Source organism: Leifsonia poae, from assembly GCF_027921845.1.
Taxonomy (GTDB): Bacteria; Actinomycetota; Actinomycetes; order Actinomycetales; family Microbacteriaceae; genus Leifsonia; species Leifsonia poae.
In genome coordinates this window covers 275,617-294,263 of sequence record NZ_BSEN01000015.1, presented here as the reverse complement: position 1 = coordinate 294,263, position 18,647 = coordinate 275,617, and the positions used below count along the sequence as shown (strand labels likewise).

At 69.0% G+C, this 18,647-nt stretch carries 16 protein-coding genes; 6 read left to right on the top strand and 10 right to left on the bottom strand.

Features of this window, described 5'->3' with window-relative positions:
• Positions 1-131: 131 nt before the first annotated feature.
• The gene (locus PKE84_RS16130) at positions 132-521 is read left to right on the top strand and encodes a DoxX family protein (protein ID WP_271178278.1); all 390 of its coding nucleotides are present in this window, start codon (positions 132-134) and stop codon (positions 519-521) included.
• Positions 522-551: 30 nt separating this feature from the next.
• On the opposite strand, the gene PKE84_RS16125 is transcribed toward PKE84_RS16130, so the two are convergent.
• From PKE84_RS16125 to otsA, 7 genes are all read right to left on the bottom strand, one after another.
• Entirely contained in the window at positions 552-1,280 is a 729-nt protein-coding gene (locus PKE84_RS16125; protein WP_271178277.1) for a copper homeostasis protein CutC, read from the bottom strand.
• Between the two features lie 115 nt (positions 1,281-1,395).
• Positions 1,396-2,424, bottom strand: a complete 1,029-nt coding sequence (ilvC, locus tag PKE84_RS16120) for a ketol-acid reductoisomerase (RefSeq protein ID WP_271178276.1) — start codon at positions 2,422-2,424, stop codon at positions 1,396-1,398.
• A 61-nt stretch (positions 2,425-2,485) separates the two neighbouring features.
• Positions 2,486-2,995, bottom strand: coding sequence for an acetolactate synthase small subunit (gene ilvN / locus PKE84_RS16115; protein WP_271178275.1), 510 nt, complete (start codon positions 2,993-2,995; stop codon positions 2,486-2,488).
• A 3-nt stretch (positions 2,996-2,998) separates the two neighbouring features.
• Positions 2,999-4,807 (bottom strand): acetolactate synthase large subunit, encoded by a 1,809-nt coding sequence (locus PKE84_RS16110; RefSeq protein WP_271178274.1) that lies wholly within the window; start codon positions 4,805-4,807, stop codon positions 2,999-3,001.
• Between the two features lie 48 nt (positions 4,808-4,855).
• Entirely contained in the window at positions 4,856-6,550 is a 1,695-nt protein-coding gene (gene ilvD / locus PKE84_RS16105) for a dihydroxy-acid dehydratase (protein ID WP_271178273.1), read from the bottom strand.
• Positions 6,551-6,592: 42 nt separating this feature from the next.
• The gene (gene otsB / locus PKE84_RS16100; RefSeq protein ID WP_271178272.1) at positions 6,593-7,402 is read right to left on the bottom strand and encodes a trehalose-phosphatase; all 810 of its coding nucleotides are present in this window, start codon (positions 7,400-7,402) and stop codon (positions 6,593-6,595) included.
• 13 nt (positions 7,403-7,415) lie between these two features.
• A complete protein-coding gene (gene otsA, locus PKE84_RS16095) occupies positions 7,416-8,894 on the bottom strand; it encodes an alpha,alpha-trehalose-phosphate synthase (UDP-forming) (RefSeq protein WP_309297492.1) in 1,479 nt (492 codons plus the stop codon).
• A 200-nt stretch (positions 8,895-9,094) separates the two neighbouring features.
• On the opposite strand from otsA, the gene PKE84_RS16090 reads away from it, so the two are divergent.
• On the top strand, positions 9,095-9,952 hold the full coding sequence (locus tag PKE84_RS16090) for a sugar phosphate isomerase/epimerase family protein (protein ID WP_271178271.1): 858 nt from the start codon (positions 9,095-9,097) through the stop codon (positions 9,950-9,952).
• On the opposite strand, the gene PKE84_RS16085 is transcribed toward PKE84_RS16090, so the two are convergent.
• Together PKE84_RS16085 and PKE84_RS16080 are read right to left on the bottom strand one after the other, a co-directional pair.
• Complete coding sequence (locus tag PKE84_RS16085; protein WP_271178270.1) at positions 9,949-10,833, bottom strand: SGNH/GDSL hydrolase family protein; 885 nt, start codon at positions 10,831-10,833, stop codon at positions 9,949-9,951. The genes PKE84_RS16090 and PKE84_RS16085 overlap by 4 nt on opposite strands.
• A gap of 94 nt (positions 10,834-10,927) precedes the next feature.
• Positions 10,928-11,587, bottom strand: coding sequence for a TetR/AcrR family transcriptional regulator (locus tag PKE84_RS16080; protein WP_271178269.1), 660 nt, complete (start codon positions 11,585-11,587; stop codon positions 10,928-10,930).
• A 124-nt stretch (positions 11,588-11,711) separates the two neighbouring features.
• On the opposite strand from PKE84_RS16080, the gene PKE84_RS16075 reads away from it, so the two are divergent.
• Complete coding sequence (locus PKE84_RS16075; RefSeq protein ID WP_271178268.1) at positions 11,712-14,561, top strand: MMPL family transporter; 2,850 nt, start codon at positions 11,712-11,714, stop codon at positions 14,559-14,561.
• Positions 14,561-16,573, top strand: a complete 2,013-nt coding sequence (locus PKE84_RS16070; protein ID WP_271178267.1) for a YhgE/Pip domain-containing protein — start codon at positions 14,561-14,563, stop codon at positions 16,571-16,573. The genes PKE84_RS16075 and PKE84_RS16070 overlap by 1 nt, the downstream gene beginning before the upstream one ends.
• A 32-nt stretch (positions 16,574-16,605) precedes the next feature.
• On the opposite strand, the gene PKE84_RS16065 is transcribed toward PKE84_RS16070, so the two are convergent.
• On the bottom strand, positions 16,606-17,763 hold the full coding sequence (locus PKE84_RS16065; protein ID WP_271178266.1) for an SLC13 family permease: 1,158 nt from the start codon (positions 17,761-17,763) through the stop codon (positions 16,606-16,608).
• Positions 17,764-17,850: 87 nt separating this feature from the next.
• On the opposite strand from PKE84_RS16065, the gene PKE84_RS16060 reads away from it, so the two are divergent.
• On the top strand, positions 17,851-18,066 hold the full coding sequence (locus PKE84_RS16060) for a hypothetical protein (protein WP_271178265.1): 216 nt from the start codon (positions 17,851-17,853) through the stop codon (positions 18,064-18,066).
• Positions 18,067-18,152: 86 nt separating this feature from the next.
• Positions 18,153-18,647, top strand: a complete 495-nt coding sequence (locus PKE84_RS16055) for a hypothetical protein (RefSeq protein WP_271178264.1) — start codon at positions 18,153-18,155, stop codon at positions 18,645-18,647.

Here is an 18,647-nt window from a genome sequence, read left to right as displayed (position 1 = left end):
GTTCCTTTGGGTGGGAGCAGGCTTGGGAGGCGAGCGCCACGATCATTGGGGCGCGATCAGCACACACTCTACCGGCTGGCGTGGGGTGCCTTTCGCCGCGTTACGCCCCGCGCAGCATGCAGACTGGACCGATGACCGTCTTCGAAACCGTGCAGCTCGTCGTGCGGATCGCCCTCGCCGCCGTGTTCGTTTTCATGGGTGTCCTGCACTTCCGGCCCGGCGCCCGGCGCACGATGGCGAAGATGATCCCGCCCCGGATGCGCTGGTCGGGAATGCTGCGACCCGAGGTGCTCGTGGCGGTCACCGGGGTGTGCGAGATCGCCGGCGGCGTCGGGCTGCTGCTGCCTCCGACGCGGGTGGCGGCCGCGATCCTGCTCGCTGTCTTCCTGGTCGCCGTGTTCCCCGCCAACGCCTATGCCGCGCGCCATCCCGAGCGCTTCGGAAAGCTGGCGACGCCGCTGGTGACGCGTCTCCTGCTGCAGCTCCTGCTGATCGCGCTGTGCGTGTTCTGCGCGCTCTGAGACGGTTCGTCGCGCTCTGAGACGAGCGGATCAGGCCGCGGCGGCGATCGCCGCGCGCACGACGGAGGCGTCCGTCAGGTCGTAGGAGGAGTCGCCCCCGCCCGGCCCGCTCGGAGCGCCCAGTGCGACGGTCCGCGCCGACAGATGCACCGCATCCACGCCGGTCGCCGCGAGAGCGAGGATGTCGGGCACGGTGACTCCCCCGCCCGCCATCACCTGGATGCGACCGGATGCCTCTGCGCTCAGCGCTGCGAGCATCCCGACGCCGTCGATGCTGCGGGCCTCGCCCCCGGAGGTCAGGATGCGGCGCACGCCGAGCCCGACGAGCTGCTCGAGCGCCCCGATGGGGTCGGGCACGATGTCGATCGCGCGATGGAACGTCACATCGAGCCCACCGGCCGCCTCGACGAACCGGCCGACCGTCGCGACGTCGACGGCGCCGATCTCGTCCAAGGCTCCGACCACGACACCGGATGCTCCCGCCTCGCGCGCATGGCGGATGTCGGCCATCGTGAGCTCGACCTCGTCGGGCGTGTAGACGAAGCCGCCGCCGCGCGGGCGCACCAGCACGTGCACGAACCCGTCGTGGCCGTGCTCAGCCGCTTCGGCGACGGCCGCCGCGATCAGCCCGGCTGACGGGGTGAGGCCGCCCATGCCGAGCGCGGAGCACAGCTCGATGCGATCGGCGTCGGCGTCGAGCGCGACGCGGACCCCTGCTCGGTCCTGCACTGCGATCTCGACGGCGAGTCGACGGTTCACCGGTTCTCCTCACGAAGCGGGCTCCGCGCGTCCCCGGCGAAGCAGAAAAGTGCCGCGCCACTCCGCAGAGGCGGAGGGCGGCGGCACCTCTCAGGCTAGTTCAGCGGGCACGCGCTCAGCGTGCAACCTCGCCGTCCACGTAGTCGTCGTCGTTCGACGCGTTCCACGCGAAGAGCTTGCGCAGCTCGCGGCCGGTGGCCTCGATGGGGTGCTGCTCGCCCTTCTTGCGGAGCTCCAGGAACTCGGGCGCTCCGGCATCCTGGTCGGCGATGAAGCGCTTGGCGAACGTGCCGTCCTGGATGTCGGAGAGAACGGCCTTCATGTTCTCCTTGACGTGCGGGTCGATCACGCGCGGGCCGGACACGTAGTCGCCGTACTCGGCCGTGTCGGAGACGCTCCAGCGCTGCTTGGCGATCCCGCCCTCCCACATGAGGTCGACGATCAGCTTGAGCTCGTGCAGCACCTCGAAGTAGGCGACCTGCGGCTGGTAGCCCGCCTCGGTCAGCGTCTCGAAGCCGTACTGGACGAGCTGCGAGACACCGCCGCACAGCACGGCCTGCTCACCGAACAGGTCGGTCTCGGTCTCTTCGGTGAAGGTGGTCTTGATGCCGCCGGCGCGGAGGCCGCCGATGCCCTTGGCGTAGCTCAGCACGAGCGGCCAGGCGTTGCCGGTGGCGTCTTCCTCGACGGCGACGATCACGGGCACGCCGCGGCCGGCCTCGTACTCGCGCCGCACGGTGTGGCCCGGTCCCTTGGGGGCGACCATGATCACGTCGACGCCCTCCGGCGCCTCGATGTAGCCGAAGCGGATGTTGAAGCCGTGACCGAAGACCAGGGCGTTGCCCGCCTCGAGGTTCGGCTGCACGTCGTCGGCGTAGAGGTGACGCTGCACCTGGTCCGGAGCGAGGATGACGATGACGTCGGCCCACTTGGCGGCGTCGGCGGCGCTCAGCACCGTGAAGCCCGCCTCCTCGGCCTTGGGCTTCGACTTCGAGCCCTCCTTGAGGCCGACGACGACCTCGACACCCGAGTCGCGGAGGTTCTGCGCGTGGGCGTGGCCCTGCGAGCCGTAGCCGATGACGGCGACCTTCTTGCCCTGGATGATCGACAGATCTGCGTCGTTGTCGTAGTAGATCTCAGCCACGAGTGGTTTCTCCTTAATGATGTGGTTCTGATTGAGTATTTCGAGCCGCCCGGGGGCGGACCTAGTTCTTGTAGACGCGCTCGGTGATGGACTTCGCACCACGGCCGATCGCGAGCAGACCGGACTGCGCCATCTCCTTGATCCCGTAGGGCTCCAGCACCTTGAGCAGGGCCTGGGTCTTTCCGCTGTCGCCGGTGACCTCGATCACGAGGGCATCGGTCGCCACGTCGACGACGCGCGCACGGAACAGGTTGACGGCCTCGAGGACCTGCGAGCGGGTCGTGTTGTCGACGCGCACCTTGATCAGCAGGTGCTCGCGCTGAACCGACTGCACGGGATCGAGCTCGACGATCTTGATCACGTTGATCAGCTTGTTCAGCTGCTTCGTCACCTGTTCGAGCGGCAGCTCCTCCACATCCACCACCACGGTGATGCGCGAGAGGCCGTCGAGCTCGCTGCGGCCGACGGCGAGCGACTCGATGTTGAAGCCGCGACGGGCGAACAGCCCGGCGACGCGGGTCAGCAGACCCGGCTTGTCCTCGACGAGGAGGCTCAGAACGTGCGTGCTCATGGGTTACTCCTCTCCGAAGGCGGGGCTGTGCTCGCGGGCGTACTGCACATAGCTGTTGCTGACGCCCTGGGGGACCATCGGCCAGACCATGGCGTCGGCGCTCACCACGAAGTCGATGACGACCGGGCGGTCGTTCGTCTCGAGCGCGAGCTTGATGGCCGCGTCGACCTCTTCTTCTTTCGTGACCCGGATGCCGAGGGCGCCGTACGCCTCGGCCAGCTTCACGAAGTCGGGGACGCGGATCGTGTCGTGACCGGTGTTGAGGTCGGTGTTCGAGTAGCGGCCGTCGTAGAACAGCGTCTGCCACTGGCGCACCATCCCGAGCGACGAGTTGTTGATGATCGCCACCTTGATCGGGATGTTGTTGATCGTGCAGGTGGCGAGCTCCTGATTGGTCATCTGGAAGCATCCGTCGCCGTCGATCGACCAGACGACGCGGTCGGGCTCGGCGACCTTGGCACCCATGGCGGCGGGCACCGAGTAGCCCATCGTTCCCGCACCACCGGAGTTGAGCCATGAGTTCGGGCGCTCGTAGGCGATGAACTGCGCGGCCCACATCTGGTGCTGTCCGACGCCGGCGGCGTAGATGCCCTCCGGCCCGGTGAGCTCGCCGATGCGCTTGATGACGTGCTGGGGAGCCAGCAGACCGTCGGTGGTCGGCGAGAACCCGAGCGGGAACTCCTCGCGGAGTCCGTTCAGGTACGTCCACCACTCGATGATGTCGGGCGTCGTCTCCTTGATCGCGTCGGTGTACGCGGCGGTCAGATCGACGATGACGTCCTTGGCATCGCCGACGATGGGGACGTCGGCGACACGGATCTTGGAGATCTCGGCCGGGTCGACGTCGACGTGCACGATCTTGGCGTTCGGAGCGAACAGCGAGGTGTTCCCCGTCACGCGGTCGTCGAAGCGTGCGCCGAGCGAGATGATCAGATCCGACTCCTGGAGGGCGAGCACCGCGGGCACCGTGCCGTGCATGCCGGGCATGCCGAGGTGCTGCTTGTGCGAGTCGGGAAAGGCCCCGCGGGCCATCAGCGTGGTCGTCACGGGGACGCCCGTCACCTCGGCGAGCTCGAGCAGTTCCTTCGACGCCCGCGACCGGATGACGCCGCCGCCCACGTAGAGGATCGGCTTCTTGGCCTCGGCCAGCATCTGCGCCGCGGCCAGGATCTGCTTGCCGTGCGCCTTCGTGATCGGCCGGTAACCCGGCAGGTCGATCTTCGGCGGCCACACGAACGGCACCGTGTTCTGCTGCGCGTCCTTGGTGATGTCGACGAGCACCGGACCGGGACGGCCCGTGCCGGCGATGTGGTACGCCGCGGCGATCGTCGAAGGGATGTCCGCCGCATCCTTCACGAGGAAGGAGTGCTTCGTGATCGGCATCGTGATGCCTACGATGTCGGCCTCCTGGAACGCGTCCGTGCCCATCAGGGTGGAGAAGACCTGGCCGGTGATGAAGACCACCGGAACGGAGTCCATGTGCGCGTCCATGATCGCGGTGACCAGATTGGTGGCGCCGGGGCCAGAGGTGGCCATGGCGACGCCGACCTTGCCGCTGGCCGAGGCGTAGCCCTCGGCCGCGTGCCCGGCGCCCTGTTCGTGGCGCACCAGCACGTGTCGGATCGCGGTGGAGTCCATGATCGCGTCGTAGATCGGAAGGATCGCACCGCCCGGCAGCCCGAAGACGTTGTCGACGCCGAGCAGTTCGAGGGTGCGGACGACGGACTGCGAGCCCGTCAGGAGTTCGGGCGAGGCCTTACCAGGCATCGCGGTGGGCAACACGGTACTGGGGGTACTGGTTTCCGAGGACATGTGTAAGCGAGTCCCTAACGTACGTAACGGTTGATAGTGGGGCGCGGACTACCCCGTGACCGCGCCCTCCGCAGCGGAGTGCACGAGCTTGGAGTACTTAGCGAGAACGCCACGGGTATAGCGCGGAGGAAGCGGCGCCCAGCCTTCACGGCGGGCGGTCAGCTCAGACTCGTCGACAAGTAGGTCGAGGGAGCGAGCCGCGATATCGACCCGTATCAGATCACCATCGCGCACGAAGGCGATGGGACCTGCGTCCACCGCTTCGGGTGCTATGTGGCCGATGCACAGGCCGGTTGTGCCGCCTGAGAATCGTCCGTCGGTCAATAGTAGTACATCCTTGCCGAGGCCTGCGCCCTTGATGGCGGCGGTGATGGCGAGCATCTCGCGCATGCCCGGGCCGCCCTTCGGACCCTCGTAGCGGATGATCACGACGTCGCCGGCGTTGATCCTGCCCTCGGTGAGTGCGTCCATGGCAGCACGCTCGCGCTCGAACACACGGGCGGGGCCCTCGAACACCTCGGCGTCGAAGCCGGCGGTCTTGACCACGGCGCCCTCGGGGGCGAGCGAGCCCTTGAGGATCGTGATGCCACCGGTCGCGTGGATGGGGTTGTCGAGCGAGCGCATGACCTCGCCGTCCGGAGCGGGCGGGTTGATCTCGGCGAGGTTCTCGGCGACGGTCTTGCCGGTGACGGTGAGGCAGTCGCCGTGCAGCAGGCCGGCGTCGAGGAGCGCCTTCATGACGACGGGGACACCGCCGTGGCGGTCGACGTCGTTCATGACGTACTTGCCGAAGGGCTTGAGGTCGCCGATGTGCGGCACCTTGTCGCCGATGCGGTTGAAGTCGTCGATGGTGAGGTCGACCTCGGCCTCCCTGGCGATCGCCAGCAGGTGAAGCACGACGTTGGTGGAGCCTCCGAACGCCATCGCGACGGCGATGGCGTTCTCGAACGCCTCCTTGGTCATGATGTCGCGCGCGGTGATGCCCAGCTTGAGCAGGTTGACCACGGCCTCGCCGGAGCGGTGGGCGAAGTAGTCGCGGCGGCGGTCGGCCGAGGGCGGCGCTGCCGAGCCGGGGAGGCTCATGCCGAGCGCCTCTGCGACCGACGCCATGGTGTTCGCGGTGTACATGCCGCCGCAGGCGCCTTCGCCCGGTGCGATGGCGCACTCGATGCGCTTGAGGTCCTCTTCGCTCATCTTGCCCGCCTTGCAGGCGCCGACGGCCTCGAAGGAGTCGATGATCGTGACGTCCTTCTCGGTGCCGTCGGAGAGCTTGACCCAGCCGGGGGCGATCGAGCCGGCGTAGAGGAACACCGCGGAGAGGTCGAGGCGCGCGGCGGCCATCAGCATGCCGGGGAGCGACTTGTCGCAGCCCGCGAGCAGGACGGTGCCGTCGAGGCGCTCCGCCATCATGACGGTCTCGACCGAGTCGGCGATGACCTCACGGGAGACGAGCGAGAAGTGCATCCCCTCGTGGCCCATCGAGATGCCGTCGGAAACGGAGATGGTGCCGAACTGGAGCGGATAGCCGCCGCCGGAGTGCACTCCCTCTTTCGCGCCCTGTGCGAGGCGGTCGAGCGACAGGTTGCAGGGGGTGATCTCGTTCCACGAGCTCGCGATGCCGATCTGCGGCTTCTCCCAGTCGGCGTCGCCCATACCGACCGCTCGAAGCATCCCCCGGCTGGTGGTTGCTTCGATGCCGTCGGTGACGACGCGTGAGCGCGGTTTCCAATCGATGTCAGGCATGGATCAACTCTAGGACGTCGCGCATGCCACTCGGACCATGTGTCACGCGCGCGACGCGCGGGCCTCCGCGAGCAGTGTCAGCATGGCCGCGACGGCCTTCTCGTCGGCGAGCCGGAACTGCGCCAGAGTCTCGCCGTCGCCCACTTTGATGCCGATGTCGCCGGACTCGACGCGCAGCACGCGGAAGCCGTCTTCGTCGGTCACATCGTCGCCCGCGAAGAGCACAGCGTTCGCCGCCGTGTACTCGCGGAGGCGCTCGATGCCGTCGCCCTTGTCGGCGCCGCGCACCGAGAACTCGATGATGTCCTTGCCGTCGCGGATGGTGAGCGAGTCGCTCACCGTCGCAGCGGCCTCGTAGGCCCGGCGCACCACGTCGGCGCCGTCCGTCTCCTCGAGGAGCCGGTAGTGCACGCCGAAGCCGACCGGCTTCACCTCGAGCCGGGTGCCGGGAACGCTGTCGACCAGCTGCTGCAGCACCTCGCCCAGACGGGTCAGCGTCGACCGCTCCTCGTCACTGAGGTCGAGCGAGACGCCATCGCGCCCGAACCGCACCTCCACGCCGTGCGAGCCGATCAGCAGGGCGTCCTCGTCGGCCTCCGTCACGATCTCGAGACTCGACAGCGGACGCCCGGAGACGTAGGCGACCCAGGTGTCCGGCGTGCGCTCGAGCTTCTCGAGAGCCGCCTTCGACTCCGGAAGCGCTCTCGCCGACTTGGGCTTGTCGACGAACGGCGCCAGTGTGCCGTCGAAATCGAGCGCGAGGAGCACGCGATCGGCGGCCGCGAACTGCTTGAGGGCGGCGGCCAGCGCGATGGCGGACTCGGTGGGAGTGGGAAGAGGTGTCTCGGTCATGCTTCTTTCTGGTTCAGCGCCGGTTGACCGGCGGGTTCTGCAGCGGGTGGTCGCCGTGCGCACTGCGCGTCAGGGCGTCGAGGAACGACGCCGACCACTTCGCCACATCGTTGGTGAGCACGCGCTTGCGCAACGCGCGCATCCGTCGCACCCGTTCGCGCCTGGGCATCGCGATGGCCTGCAGGATCGTCTCCTTGAGCCCCTCGATGTCGTGCGGATTGATGAGCAGCGCCTGGCGCAGCTCGTCGCTCGCTCCGGCGAACTCGCTGAGCACCAGCACGCCGTCGTCGTCGACACGGGTGGCCACGTACTCTTTGGCGACCAGATTCATGCCGTCGCGCAGGGCGGTGACCAGCATGACGTCGGCGGCCAGGTAGAGCGCGACCATCTCCTCGCGGGGGTAGCCGTGATGCAGGTAGGCGATCGCGGTGTGCCCCAGGGTGGAGTAGTCGCCGTTGATCCGGCCGACCGTCAGCTCGATCTCGTCGCGGAGCTGCTTGTAGGTCTCGACGCGCTCACGGCTCGGGCTCGCGACCTGGACGAGCGTGACGTCCTCCGCGGAGAGCGTGCCCTCGGCGAGCAGTTCGCCGAAGGCCTTGAGTCGGTGGCCGATGCCCTTCGTGTAGTCGAGCCGGTCGACGCCGAGCATGATCGTCTGCGGGTTGCCGAGCTCCTCGCGGATCTGGCGGGCACGCTCCTGGATCTCGGGCCGGCGCGCCATCGTCTGGTACTGCTCGGCGTCGATGGAGATCGGGAACTGCCGTGCGAGCACGGTGCGCACCAGGCCGCCGTGGCGATTCATCGTGACGTGTCGGTGCGACCCGGCTTCCGGATCGTCGGAGTCGATCGGCACCTCGATGATCGGGCCGCGGGTCTCGTAGCCCTTGAGCCGTCGGACAGCGCGGGAGAAGTTGCCGGCGTCCGCCACCCGCTGGAAGCCGATGACGTCGGCGCCGAGCAGTCCGTCGATGATCTGGCGCCGCCACGGGAGCTGGGAGTAGATGCCGTAGGGCGGGAACGGGATGTGGTTGAAGAAGCCGATCACGAGGTCGGGCCGCACCGCCCGCAGCATCGCCGGGACGAGCTGCAGCTGGTAGTCGTGCACCCAGACCACGGCGCCCTTGGCCGAGACGGCGGCGGCAGCATCCGCGAACCGCTGATTGACCTTGACGTAGCTCTCCCACCACTCGCGGTGGAAGCTCGGCGGCGCGATCACATCGTGATAGAGCGGCCAGAGGGTGTCGTTCGAGAATCCCTCGTAGTACTCCTGCAGCTCCTGCTCGCTGAGCCGCACGGGGTGGATGCTGATGCCGTCGGCCTCGAACGGCTCGACGTCTTCGTCGGCTACACCGGCCCAGCCGATCCAGATGCCGTCTTCCGCCCGCATCACGGGTTCGAGCGCAGCGACGAGACCACCGGGCGACGGACGCCACGTCGCGGTGCCGTCGTCGTCGATGACGCGGTCGACCGGAAGGCGATTGGAAACGATCACCAGGTCGTAGCTTGTGTTGTCCGCGGCCGCGTCGCTGCCCGTGGTGCTGTCGGTCTGAGCTGAAATGGTGGGTCCAATCCGTCGTTGTCGCCGGTCGTGCGCACTATCAGTCAGGGTACCAGCGTCGTGGAACCGGGAGTCTGCCGCGCGTTCGCCGAACGGCCATCGGGAGTTCAGCGGGCGTGATTAGAGTGACGACTGTGATGCGCATCGGCATGAGCACCTCGTGCGTGTATCCGCTTTCGACGGAGCACGCCTTCCGTTACGCCCGGCTCGCCGGCTACGACGGAGTGGAGGTGATGGTCACCCGCGACGAGGTCACGCAGTCCGCCAAATCGCTCCTCACCCTGTCCGCCAGGTACGGGATGCCCATCCTGTCCATCCACGCCCCGGTGCTGCTGCTCACCCACTTCGTCTGGGGCCGCGACCCGCAGGTCAAGCTCGAGCGGTCCGCGGAACTCGCGAAGGCGGTCGGCGCCGAGACCGTCGTCGTGCATCCGCCGTTCCGGTGGCAGTCCGACTACGCGGCCGGGTTCCTCGACATCGTGCGCAGCACGGCGACCGACAGCGGTGTCGAGATCGCGGTCGAGAACATGTTCCCGTGGAAGGTGGGCAGCCGCTCGCTCGCGGCATACTCCCCCGGCTGGGATCCCAGCGCGATGGACTGCGACGCAGTAACCCTCGACTTCTCGCACGCCGCCCTCAGCGGGCTCGACTCCCTCGACTTCGCCGCCGAGCTCGGCGACCGGCTGCGGCACGTGCACCTGTGCGACGGCTCGGGCGCGCTCGACGACTCCCGGGTCTTCGACGAGCACCTGCTTCCCGGCCACGGCGGCCAGCCGGTCGCCGAGGTGCTCCGGATGCTCGCCGCCCGTCGGTGGGACGGGAGCATCGTGGCCGAGGTCAACACCCGCAAGGCGCGCACCGAGGACGAACGTCTCGCGCTGCTCCGCGAGACCCTCGACTTCGCCCGCACGCATGCGGCCGTCGCCGCGCATCCGCGGTTCTCGCGCAGCCGCCGGGCTCTGGCGTCGATGCTGCCGGTGCGCCGCTCCTAGCCGGCAGTGCCGAGGAGCCGCACGAGCTCGCGCGAGTACTCCTCGTAGCCGGCCGCCGTGGGGTGGAAGGCGGTGTAGCCCGTCGCGTTGACCCACGGATCCTTGTTGCCGATGCCATGACCGTCGAAGTCGACTCCCACGAAGGTGATCGGGATCCCCTTGGCGCGCTGGGCGTCGACGGCGTCGCTGATCACCTGGTTGAGTCCGACGGTGGCGGCGTTGATCGTGGCGGCGATGCCGAAGTCGGACGCGCTCGGGTCGGACGCGTCGTAGAGCGTGGCGTACCCGGTGACGACGATGCGGGCGTTGGGTGCGGCTTGCGCCACGGCCGAGTAGACGGTGTCGAGACGCTCGGGCAGCACGTTGAGCAGCGAGAGACCGGATGACACCTCGGTGCGGCAGGCGACCGCTTTGCCCGCCGAGCAGTCGGCCGCGATCGCCGCGACGCCCAGATCGTTGCCGCCCACGCTGATCGTGACCAGGTCGGTGCGGTCGTCGAGTGCGATGAGTTGGCGCTTGAGGAGGTCGCCGGTGGTGGCGCCGCTGCACGCGGCGTTGGCGATGAGGTCGACCTTGGAGGCCTCGGCGAACAGGTCGGGATAGGCCTTGTCGCTGGTCAGGCAGCGGCCCTGCTCGTCGCCGGCGCCCATCCCGGCTGCGAAGGAGTCGCCGAGCGCGACGTAACGCGTCTCGGTGGTGAGCGGTTCTTTCGGGAACGGGTCGAGCGTCGGGGTCGGCGTCGGGGTGGGGACCTCCGGCACGGCTGCGGACGGCGATTCGGCTCCGCCGCGGCTCGCCGCCCACGCGATGGCGCCCGCTCCGGCGAGCGCGCCGACAGCGACGATGGCGATGATCGGGATCAGGAGGGTTCTGCGTCGCATCCGGTCTACGCTACCGGCGCAGGCTTGACGATCGCTCGATACGGGCCGCGAACCCGCTGCGCCCGGTCAGAGACGCCCGGTCAGAGACACCCGGTCAGAGACGCTCGGTCAGCGCGAGCATGATCGCCGGCACGCTGGCCGACAGCCGCTCGGAGAGCTTGCGCTCGTCGCCGGCGAGCAGGGCACGCGCCTCGGCGTTCGCGCAGAGCTCGGCGATCACCCGAACGGCCTCTTCTGCGTCGATCGTGAAACGGAGCGATGCCGACGTGAGCGCCTCGACCACGATGGTGGTGAGCTCGCGGACGAAGCCGTCCTGATACTCGAGGAAGCCGGCCGAGATCTCGGGATCGCGCATCGCCAGCAGCTGGAACTCCGACTGCACGAGCCACCAACGCCGGTCGTCCGACTGCAGCTCGAGCACCTTGGTGATGATCTCGACGACCGCATCGTCACCCAGCGCGGCACCTCCGCCGACCGCCGGAGCGAGGAACTGCGCGACGCCCTCGTTGAGCTGTTCGATGCGCAGCGACTTCTCGCGCTCCATCAGGGCGAAGAACAGCTCGTTCTTGCTGGAGAAGTTCGAGTAGAACGCGCCGCGCGTGAAGCCGGCCGCCTCGGTGATCATCTCGACGCTCGCGGCGTGCACTCCGTGCTCGGCGAAGATCTCGAACGCCGCGTCGAGCAGGCGTGCGCGGGTCTTCTGGCGGCGCGCCGAATCGACCGGGGCATCTTCTCTGAGAGCTGTCGTGTCCAAGCTGAAACCTTCCTGAGTCGAGGTCCAGATACATCAGTGTATCCGATACATTCGAGTATCGGATACGACGGTGTATCGAAACCCTTCCCTGATGCTGTTGTGTCACCGATACGTAGGAGAACGCGTGTCCTCGATTCTGTATTCGATCGGCCGCTGGGCGTTCCGCGCCCGCAAACTGGTGCTGTCGCTCTGGATCGTCCTCCTCGTCGCCCTCGGCGGTGGCGCCGTGCTGTTCAATCAGGGCACCGACAACTCCTTCAGCATCCCGGGTACCGAGTCCCAAGAGGCGCTCGACACGCTCAGTCGCACGTTCCCGCAGGTCAGCGGCACGTCGGCCCAGCTGGTGATCGTCGCCCCGAAGGGCGACACCGTCCGCGACGCCGACATCGAGCAGCCCGTGAAAGACGCCGTCGCGTCGCTCGAGAAGCTCGACGGGGTCTCCGGCGTCACCTCCCCGTACAGCGAGACCGTCAAGAACACGATCTCCGACGACGGATCGGCCGCGATCGTCACCGTGCAGCTGAAGGGTCAGATGACCACAGTGCCGGCCGAGACGAAGACCGACCTGAAGACGGCGGGCGCCGACCTGCAGAAGGCCCTGCCGGACGGCTCGCAGGTCGCCGTCGGCGGTGCGCTCTTCTCCCAGAGCCTGCCGACCCTCAGCGTGACCGAGCTCCTCGGTGTCGGCATCGCGCTCGTGGTGCTGATCCTCACCTTCGGATCGTTCCTCGCCGCCGGGATGCCCCTGCTCACCGCCCTGCTCGGGGTCGGGCTCTCGATGGCGCTGATCTTCATCGCGACGCTCTTCGGACCGATCTCGTCGACGACCCCCCTGCTCGCGCTCATGCTCGGTCTCGCGGTCGGCATCGACTACTCGCTGTTCATCATCTCCCGGCATCAGAGCCAGCTGAAGGCCGGCGTCCCACCGGAGGAATCAACGGCCCGATCGGTGGCGACCGCCGGGTCGGCCGTGCTCTTCGCCGGCATCACCGTGATCATCGCTCTCGTCGGACTGTCGGTGGCCGGCATCCCGTTCCTCACGACGATGGGCATCGCTGCTGCCGTCGCCGTCGCCGTCGCCGTGCTCATCTCCCTCACCCTCACGCCGGCGCTGCTCGGCTTCGCCGGCGCGCGCATCACTCCCGGGCGGCGAGCGGCGAAGCGAGCCGCGAAGAAGGCCGCCGCCACAGCAGCGGCCGCGGGCGAACCGACGCCTGCCCCGGTCGGCACCGCCGCCGCGCCGACCCTCGCGCACGCGGCCAAGGCCGAGATCCCTCCCGGCTTCTTCCGCGGCTGGGTGCGCACGGTCACCCGCTTCCCGATCGCCACGATCGTGGCCGTCGTGGCGGTGCTCGGGATCGCGGCGATCCCGGCGACGCAGCTGCGCCTCGCGCTCCCGGATGCCGGCTCGCACGCCCCTGGCGATCCGGCGCGGGTCACCTACGATCTCATCTCCGAGCACTTCGGACCGGGCTACAACGGGCCGCTCATCGTGACGGGATCGATCATCTCGAGCACCGATCCCGTCGGCCTCATGACGAAGATCGGCGACGAGATCGCAGCGATGCCCGGCGTCTCGTCCGTGCCGCTCGCCACCCCGAACCAGACCGCGGACACCGGCATCGTGCAGGTCATCCCGACCACGGGCCCCGATGACCCCAAGACGGCCCAGCTCGTCTCGGATCTGCGGGCGAAGCATCAGCACTTCCTCGACGAGTACGGCGTCGACCTCAAGGTCACCGGCAACACGGCGGCCCAGATCGACGTCTCCGACCGCCTCGGCGGCGCACTGCTGCCGTTCGGCATCCTCGTCGTCGGGCTGTCCCTCGTGCTGCTGACCATGGTCTTCCGGTCGATCGCCGTTCCCATCAAGGCGGCCCTCGGCTACCTGCTCTCAGTCGGCGCCGCGTTCGGCGCGGTCGCGGCCGTCTTCGAGTGGGGCTGGTTCGGCGACGCCCTGAACCTCGCGAAGGAGGGCCCGGTGATCAGCTTCATGCCGATCATCCTGATGGGCGTGCTGTTCGGGTTGGCGATGGACTACGAGGTGTTCCTGGTCAGCCGCATCCGCGAGGACTACGTGCACGGCGGCGACGCCCGGCGCGCGGTCGAGAGCGGGTTCGTGGGTTCGGCCAAGGTCGTGACGGCGGCCGCGATCATCATGATCTCGGTCTTCGCCGCCTTCGTGCCCGAGGGGGACACATCGATCAAGCCGATCGCCCTCGGCCTCGCCGTCGGCGTCTTCGTCGACGCCTTCATTGTGCGCATGACGTTCGTGCCCGCCGTGCTCAAGGTGCTCGGCGACAAGGCCTGGTGGATGCCGCGCTGGCTCGACCGCGTTCTCCCCTCGTTCGACGTGGAGGGCGACGGACTGCAGAAGCAGCTCGAGCTCGCGGACTGGCCCGAGCCCGGGCATCCGTACATCGCCGCCGCGGACGGCCTCGCGATCAGCGCCAAGAAGAAACGGCTGTTCTCCGATGTGTCGTTCCGCCTCGGCGACGGCGACGCGCTCGTGGTGCACGGCGGGGACCGCACCGCCGCCTCCGCCCTGCTGATGGCCGTCACGGGCCGCACGAAGCCGGATGCCGGCACGATCAAGGTCGCCGGGTTCGTGCTGCCGACCCGCGCCGCCGCCGTGCGGTCGCGCACCGCCGTCGTGCGGTTCGGCGCAACGGAGACCCCCGTCGACGACCTCCGCAGGGCCCTCACCGGGCACCCGAACGTGCTGGCGCTCGATGCCGTCGACACGGTGACCGACCCGGTCGAGCGCCGGCGCATCCGCTACGAGCTCGCCGACGCGTTCAGCCGCGCCCGCCTCGAGGAACGCGCGTTCGCGCTCGTCGTGAGCTGCGTGGAACCGGACGCCCTCGACGACCTGCTCCCCGAGACCGTCGAGCCGAGCACCGTGCTGCTCGGCCACGGCGCGCCGGCAGACACCCTCCACACCCACCGCTCCCCCGAAAAGGCGATCGTCTGATGCCAACGTCCTCCGCCCCGCTCCGCCGCCCGCGCTCGATCTTCTCGCTCGAACGGATGCGGTCCGACAAGCGCGTCACCTGGCTGACCATCGCGGGCATCCTGCTCGTGCCGCTCGTGATCGGCGGGCTGCTGGTCTGGGCGCTCTGGAACCCGACCGAGCGCCTCGGCGACGTGAAGGCCGCCGTGGTCAACCTCGACCAGCCGGTGAAGGTCGGCGGGCAGACCGTGCCCCTCGGGCGACAGCTCTCGGCCGGCCTGCTCGACGGGACCAGCGACAACTTCAGCTGGGTGCTCACCGACGAGAAGGATGCGGCCAGCGGCCTCGCCGACGGAACCTACGTGTCCGTCGTCACGATCCCGAAGGACTTCTCGGAGGCGGCGACCTCCCCGGCAGGAGCGGCGGCAGACGCCACGCAGGCGACGATCGACGTGCAGACGTCGGCCGAGTCCAAGCTCGTCGATCCGGCGATCAGCCAGGCAGTGACGAGCACGGCGACCTCCGTGCTGAACAAACAGCTGACGTCGACCTATCTGGACAACGTCTACGTGGGCTTCAACACGTTGCACGACCAGATCGCTAAGGCGTCGAGCGGGGCGGCGCAGCTCTCCGGCGGCATCGGCACGCTCGCCACCGGCACCCATCAGCTCGCGGATGCCGCCGGCCAGTTGGGCACCGGCGCCTCCGGTCTGTCGTCGGGCGTCTCGCAGCTCTCCGATGGCGCCTCGGCGTTGTCGTCCGGGGCTTCGCAGCTCTCGACAGGGGCTTCGTCACTGGCCACCGGGCTGACCAAGCTGTCGGGCGGAGCTTCCGCCCTGTCCGGCGGCCTGAGCACTCTCCAGAGCAAGACGCAGGCCCTCCCGGCGCAGACGAAGCAGCTGTCCGGTGCGATCTCGGGCCTCGGCGGTGACCTGCGCGCGCTGCAGACCCGATGCATCACCGAGGGCGGAAGCGCCGAATTGTGCGGCGGCATCGCGAAGGCGGCTGCGACCGTCAACGGGGTTCCAGGCACAGCCGGCATCGCTGCGGGAGCCGCCCAGCTCGCCGACGGGATGCCGGCACTGACCGGCGGGATCGCGCAGAGCGCGACGGGCGCCTCCGCCGTCGCCTCCGGCCTGACGCAGAGCGCGGGCGGGGCGTCCGGCCTGGCCTCCGGTGCCGCCAAGACCGCCTCCGGCGCGGCGCAGCTCGCCGATGGCGCCGCCCAGTCGGCCGACGGCGCCTCGCAGCTCGCCTCGGGCACCACGCAGTTGCACGACGGGCTCACCGGCCTCGCGGCCGGAGCCGACGCGTCGGCGTCCGGGGCGGCGTCGCTCTCGAGCGGGTTGAAGCAGGCGACCGCGCAACTGCCGAGCTACTCGAAGTCCGACCGGACGAACCTGGCGTCCGTGGCGTCGGAGCCGGTGACGCAGAAGACCGGTGACGTCGCCGCGTTCGGTGAGTCCAGCATCCCGTTGTTCGGGGCGGTGGCACTCTGGCTCGGGGCCCTTGCGACCTTCCTCGTGCTGCAGGCCGTGTCCAAGCGCGCGCTGCTCACGACCCGCGCATCCGGTCGGATCGCCCTCGACGGGTTCGTTCCCGGGGCCGTCATCGGCGCCGTGCAGGGGGTGCTCATCGCCGGGATCATGCAGTTCGCCCTGTCGCTCGACGTCGGCCAGTGGTTCGGGTTCGCCGCGATCGCCGCGGTCGCCGGTATCGCCTTCGCGGCCGTCAACCAGGGGCTCGTCGCGCTGCTGGGCGGGGTCGGCAGGTTCGTCTCGATGCTGGTCGTGGTCATCACGCTGGCGTCGGGCATCATCTCGACGGTGCCCGGGTTCTTCTCGACAGCGATGCAATGGCTGCCGACCTCGGCCGCGATCACCGCGTTCCGCGGGGTGGTCGAGTCGACCGACGGGGTCTGGCGCGGTTTCGGCGGCCTGCTGCTCTGGGCGGCCTTCGGCTTCGCGCTCACGCTGATCGCGGTCGCCCGCCGCCGTATCGTGCGGGTCACGCAGCTACTGCCCGCCGAGTAGGCCTGCCGTCGCGGGCGGTGCTTGGCCGGCGCTCAGCCGGACGTCACCGCGAGGGCGAGGGTGGCGAGCACCACCGTGATCGGTGCGACGATCAGGCCGAGCAGCACGTAGCGGCTCCAGCGGATCTCCACGTCGAGCGAACTCAGCCGCTGGTGCCAGAGGAGGGTCGCAAGCGACGCCCACGGCGTGATGAGCGGCCCGGCGTTCACGCCGATCAGGAGCGCGACCAGGCGCACGGGCGTGTTCGCGACCGGCTCCAGGGCGAGATAGGCCGGAAGATTGTCGATCGCGTTCGCGCCGACCATGCCGGTGAGCGACAGGCGCAGCAGGTCGAGCGGCGACTCACCGGTGCCCGAGACTGCGGAGAGCAGCGCGCCGAGGCCGACCGCGTGCAGAGCCTCGATGAACAGGAACAGCCCGCTCGCGAGCAGGATCAGCTGCCAGGGCAGCAGCGAGAACCGCAGCACGCTGCGCCGGCGCACGGCGAACACCGTGATCAGCACCACGGCAGCCGCCACCGCGGGGATCCACACCGCGATGCCCGACACCAGCGCGGGGACGAGTGCGGCCACGACCGCCGCGCTCCACCAGAAGAGCACCCGGTCCCCGATCGGCTCGGCCTCCCCCGGCTCGTAGCGCACCAGCAGCGACCGGCGTGCGATGAGGAACACCGCGACGGCGGGCACCACGACGGCCACCACGGCCGGCGCCGCGGTGAGCGCGGCGAACTCTCCAGGAGAGGGATCGCCCATCGCGTGCTGGGCGAGGAGGTTGGTGAGGTTCGACACCGGCAGCAGCAGCGAGCCGGTGTTCGCCAGCCAGACCGTCGTCAGGGCGAACGGAAGCGGGTTGAGGCCGGCGTGCCGGGCGAGCACGATCACGACCGGGGTCAGCAGCACCGCCGTCGTGTCGAGCGACAGGAAGATGGTCGAGAGGGTCGCGAAGAGCACGACCAGGATCCACAGCAACCAGGCGCGACCCAGGCCCCAGCGCGCGGTCAATTGCGCGATCGCCGTGAACAGACCCGCCTCCGCCGCGAGCTCGGTGACGACGGTCACGGCGGCGACGAACAGCAGGATGGGCCACACGCGCTCCCAGAGCTCTGCGGCCTCGGCGAGCGGGAGGACGCCGGTCGCGACCGCGATCCCGCCGGGCACGAGGAGCACGGCGCCGACGATCGCTGTGCGCATCCACTCCCTTTCCCGAACTGCCCAGGCGGCTGGTCCGACTGTAGTCGACGGCGTACGCTGCACAACGCACCCGCTAGCGTGGGTGCCTTGAGCGAAAGGGAGCGGATGCGCAAGTTCTTCTTCAACGGCGCCGTGATCAGCGCGGCGGTCGGCCTGTGGTCCACCATCCAGTCGAGCAGGAGCGGTCCGCGCGACTGGCGCATCGTGCTGATGTGGATCAACGCCGGCATCGCTCTGGCCATCGCGGTCGGAACGGTCGTGCAGGAGTCGAAAGAGGCGGAAATCAGCGAGAAATCGCGCTGATCACGCGGCGTGTCCGCCCTGATTCGCAGGAAATGTCCAGGACACTGGTATCACAGCAGTGATATCAACCTGGAAGGGGTTGCGCGATGTTTGGTCGTAGGCGGCACGCCGCCGCGGTTCCGGCGGCTCCAGTCCCCGTTCCGCAGTTGAGCGAGGTGCAGATCCTCGAGCTGGTTCACGTCAAGATCGCCGAGCTGATCGGCGCGAAGGGCGAATGGACCGTCTCCCGACGCTCCGACGACGACACCGACGCCATCTTCCACTCGGTGCTGGCGCAATCCGTCTCGCTGTCCATCACCGCGACCCTCGTCGATGCACGCCGTCGCCTGGAGGCCGGCGAACTCGTCGAGACCGCAGCCGCCGTCACCGAACCCGAGGTCGAGACCGCCGAGGTCGTCGCCCGCACCGAGGCGCAGCACGTCGCCGCCGAGGTGACCATGGTCGACGTCACCGTCGAGACGGCGGATGCGTCCGAACCGGCAGCGTTCAGCTGGGAGCCGGCCCCGATCACCGTGTGGACCGACCTCCGCAAGCCGGTCACCGGCGAGATCCCCGCCATCATCGAGCGCGCCGCAGCCTGA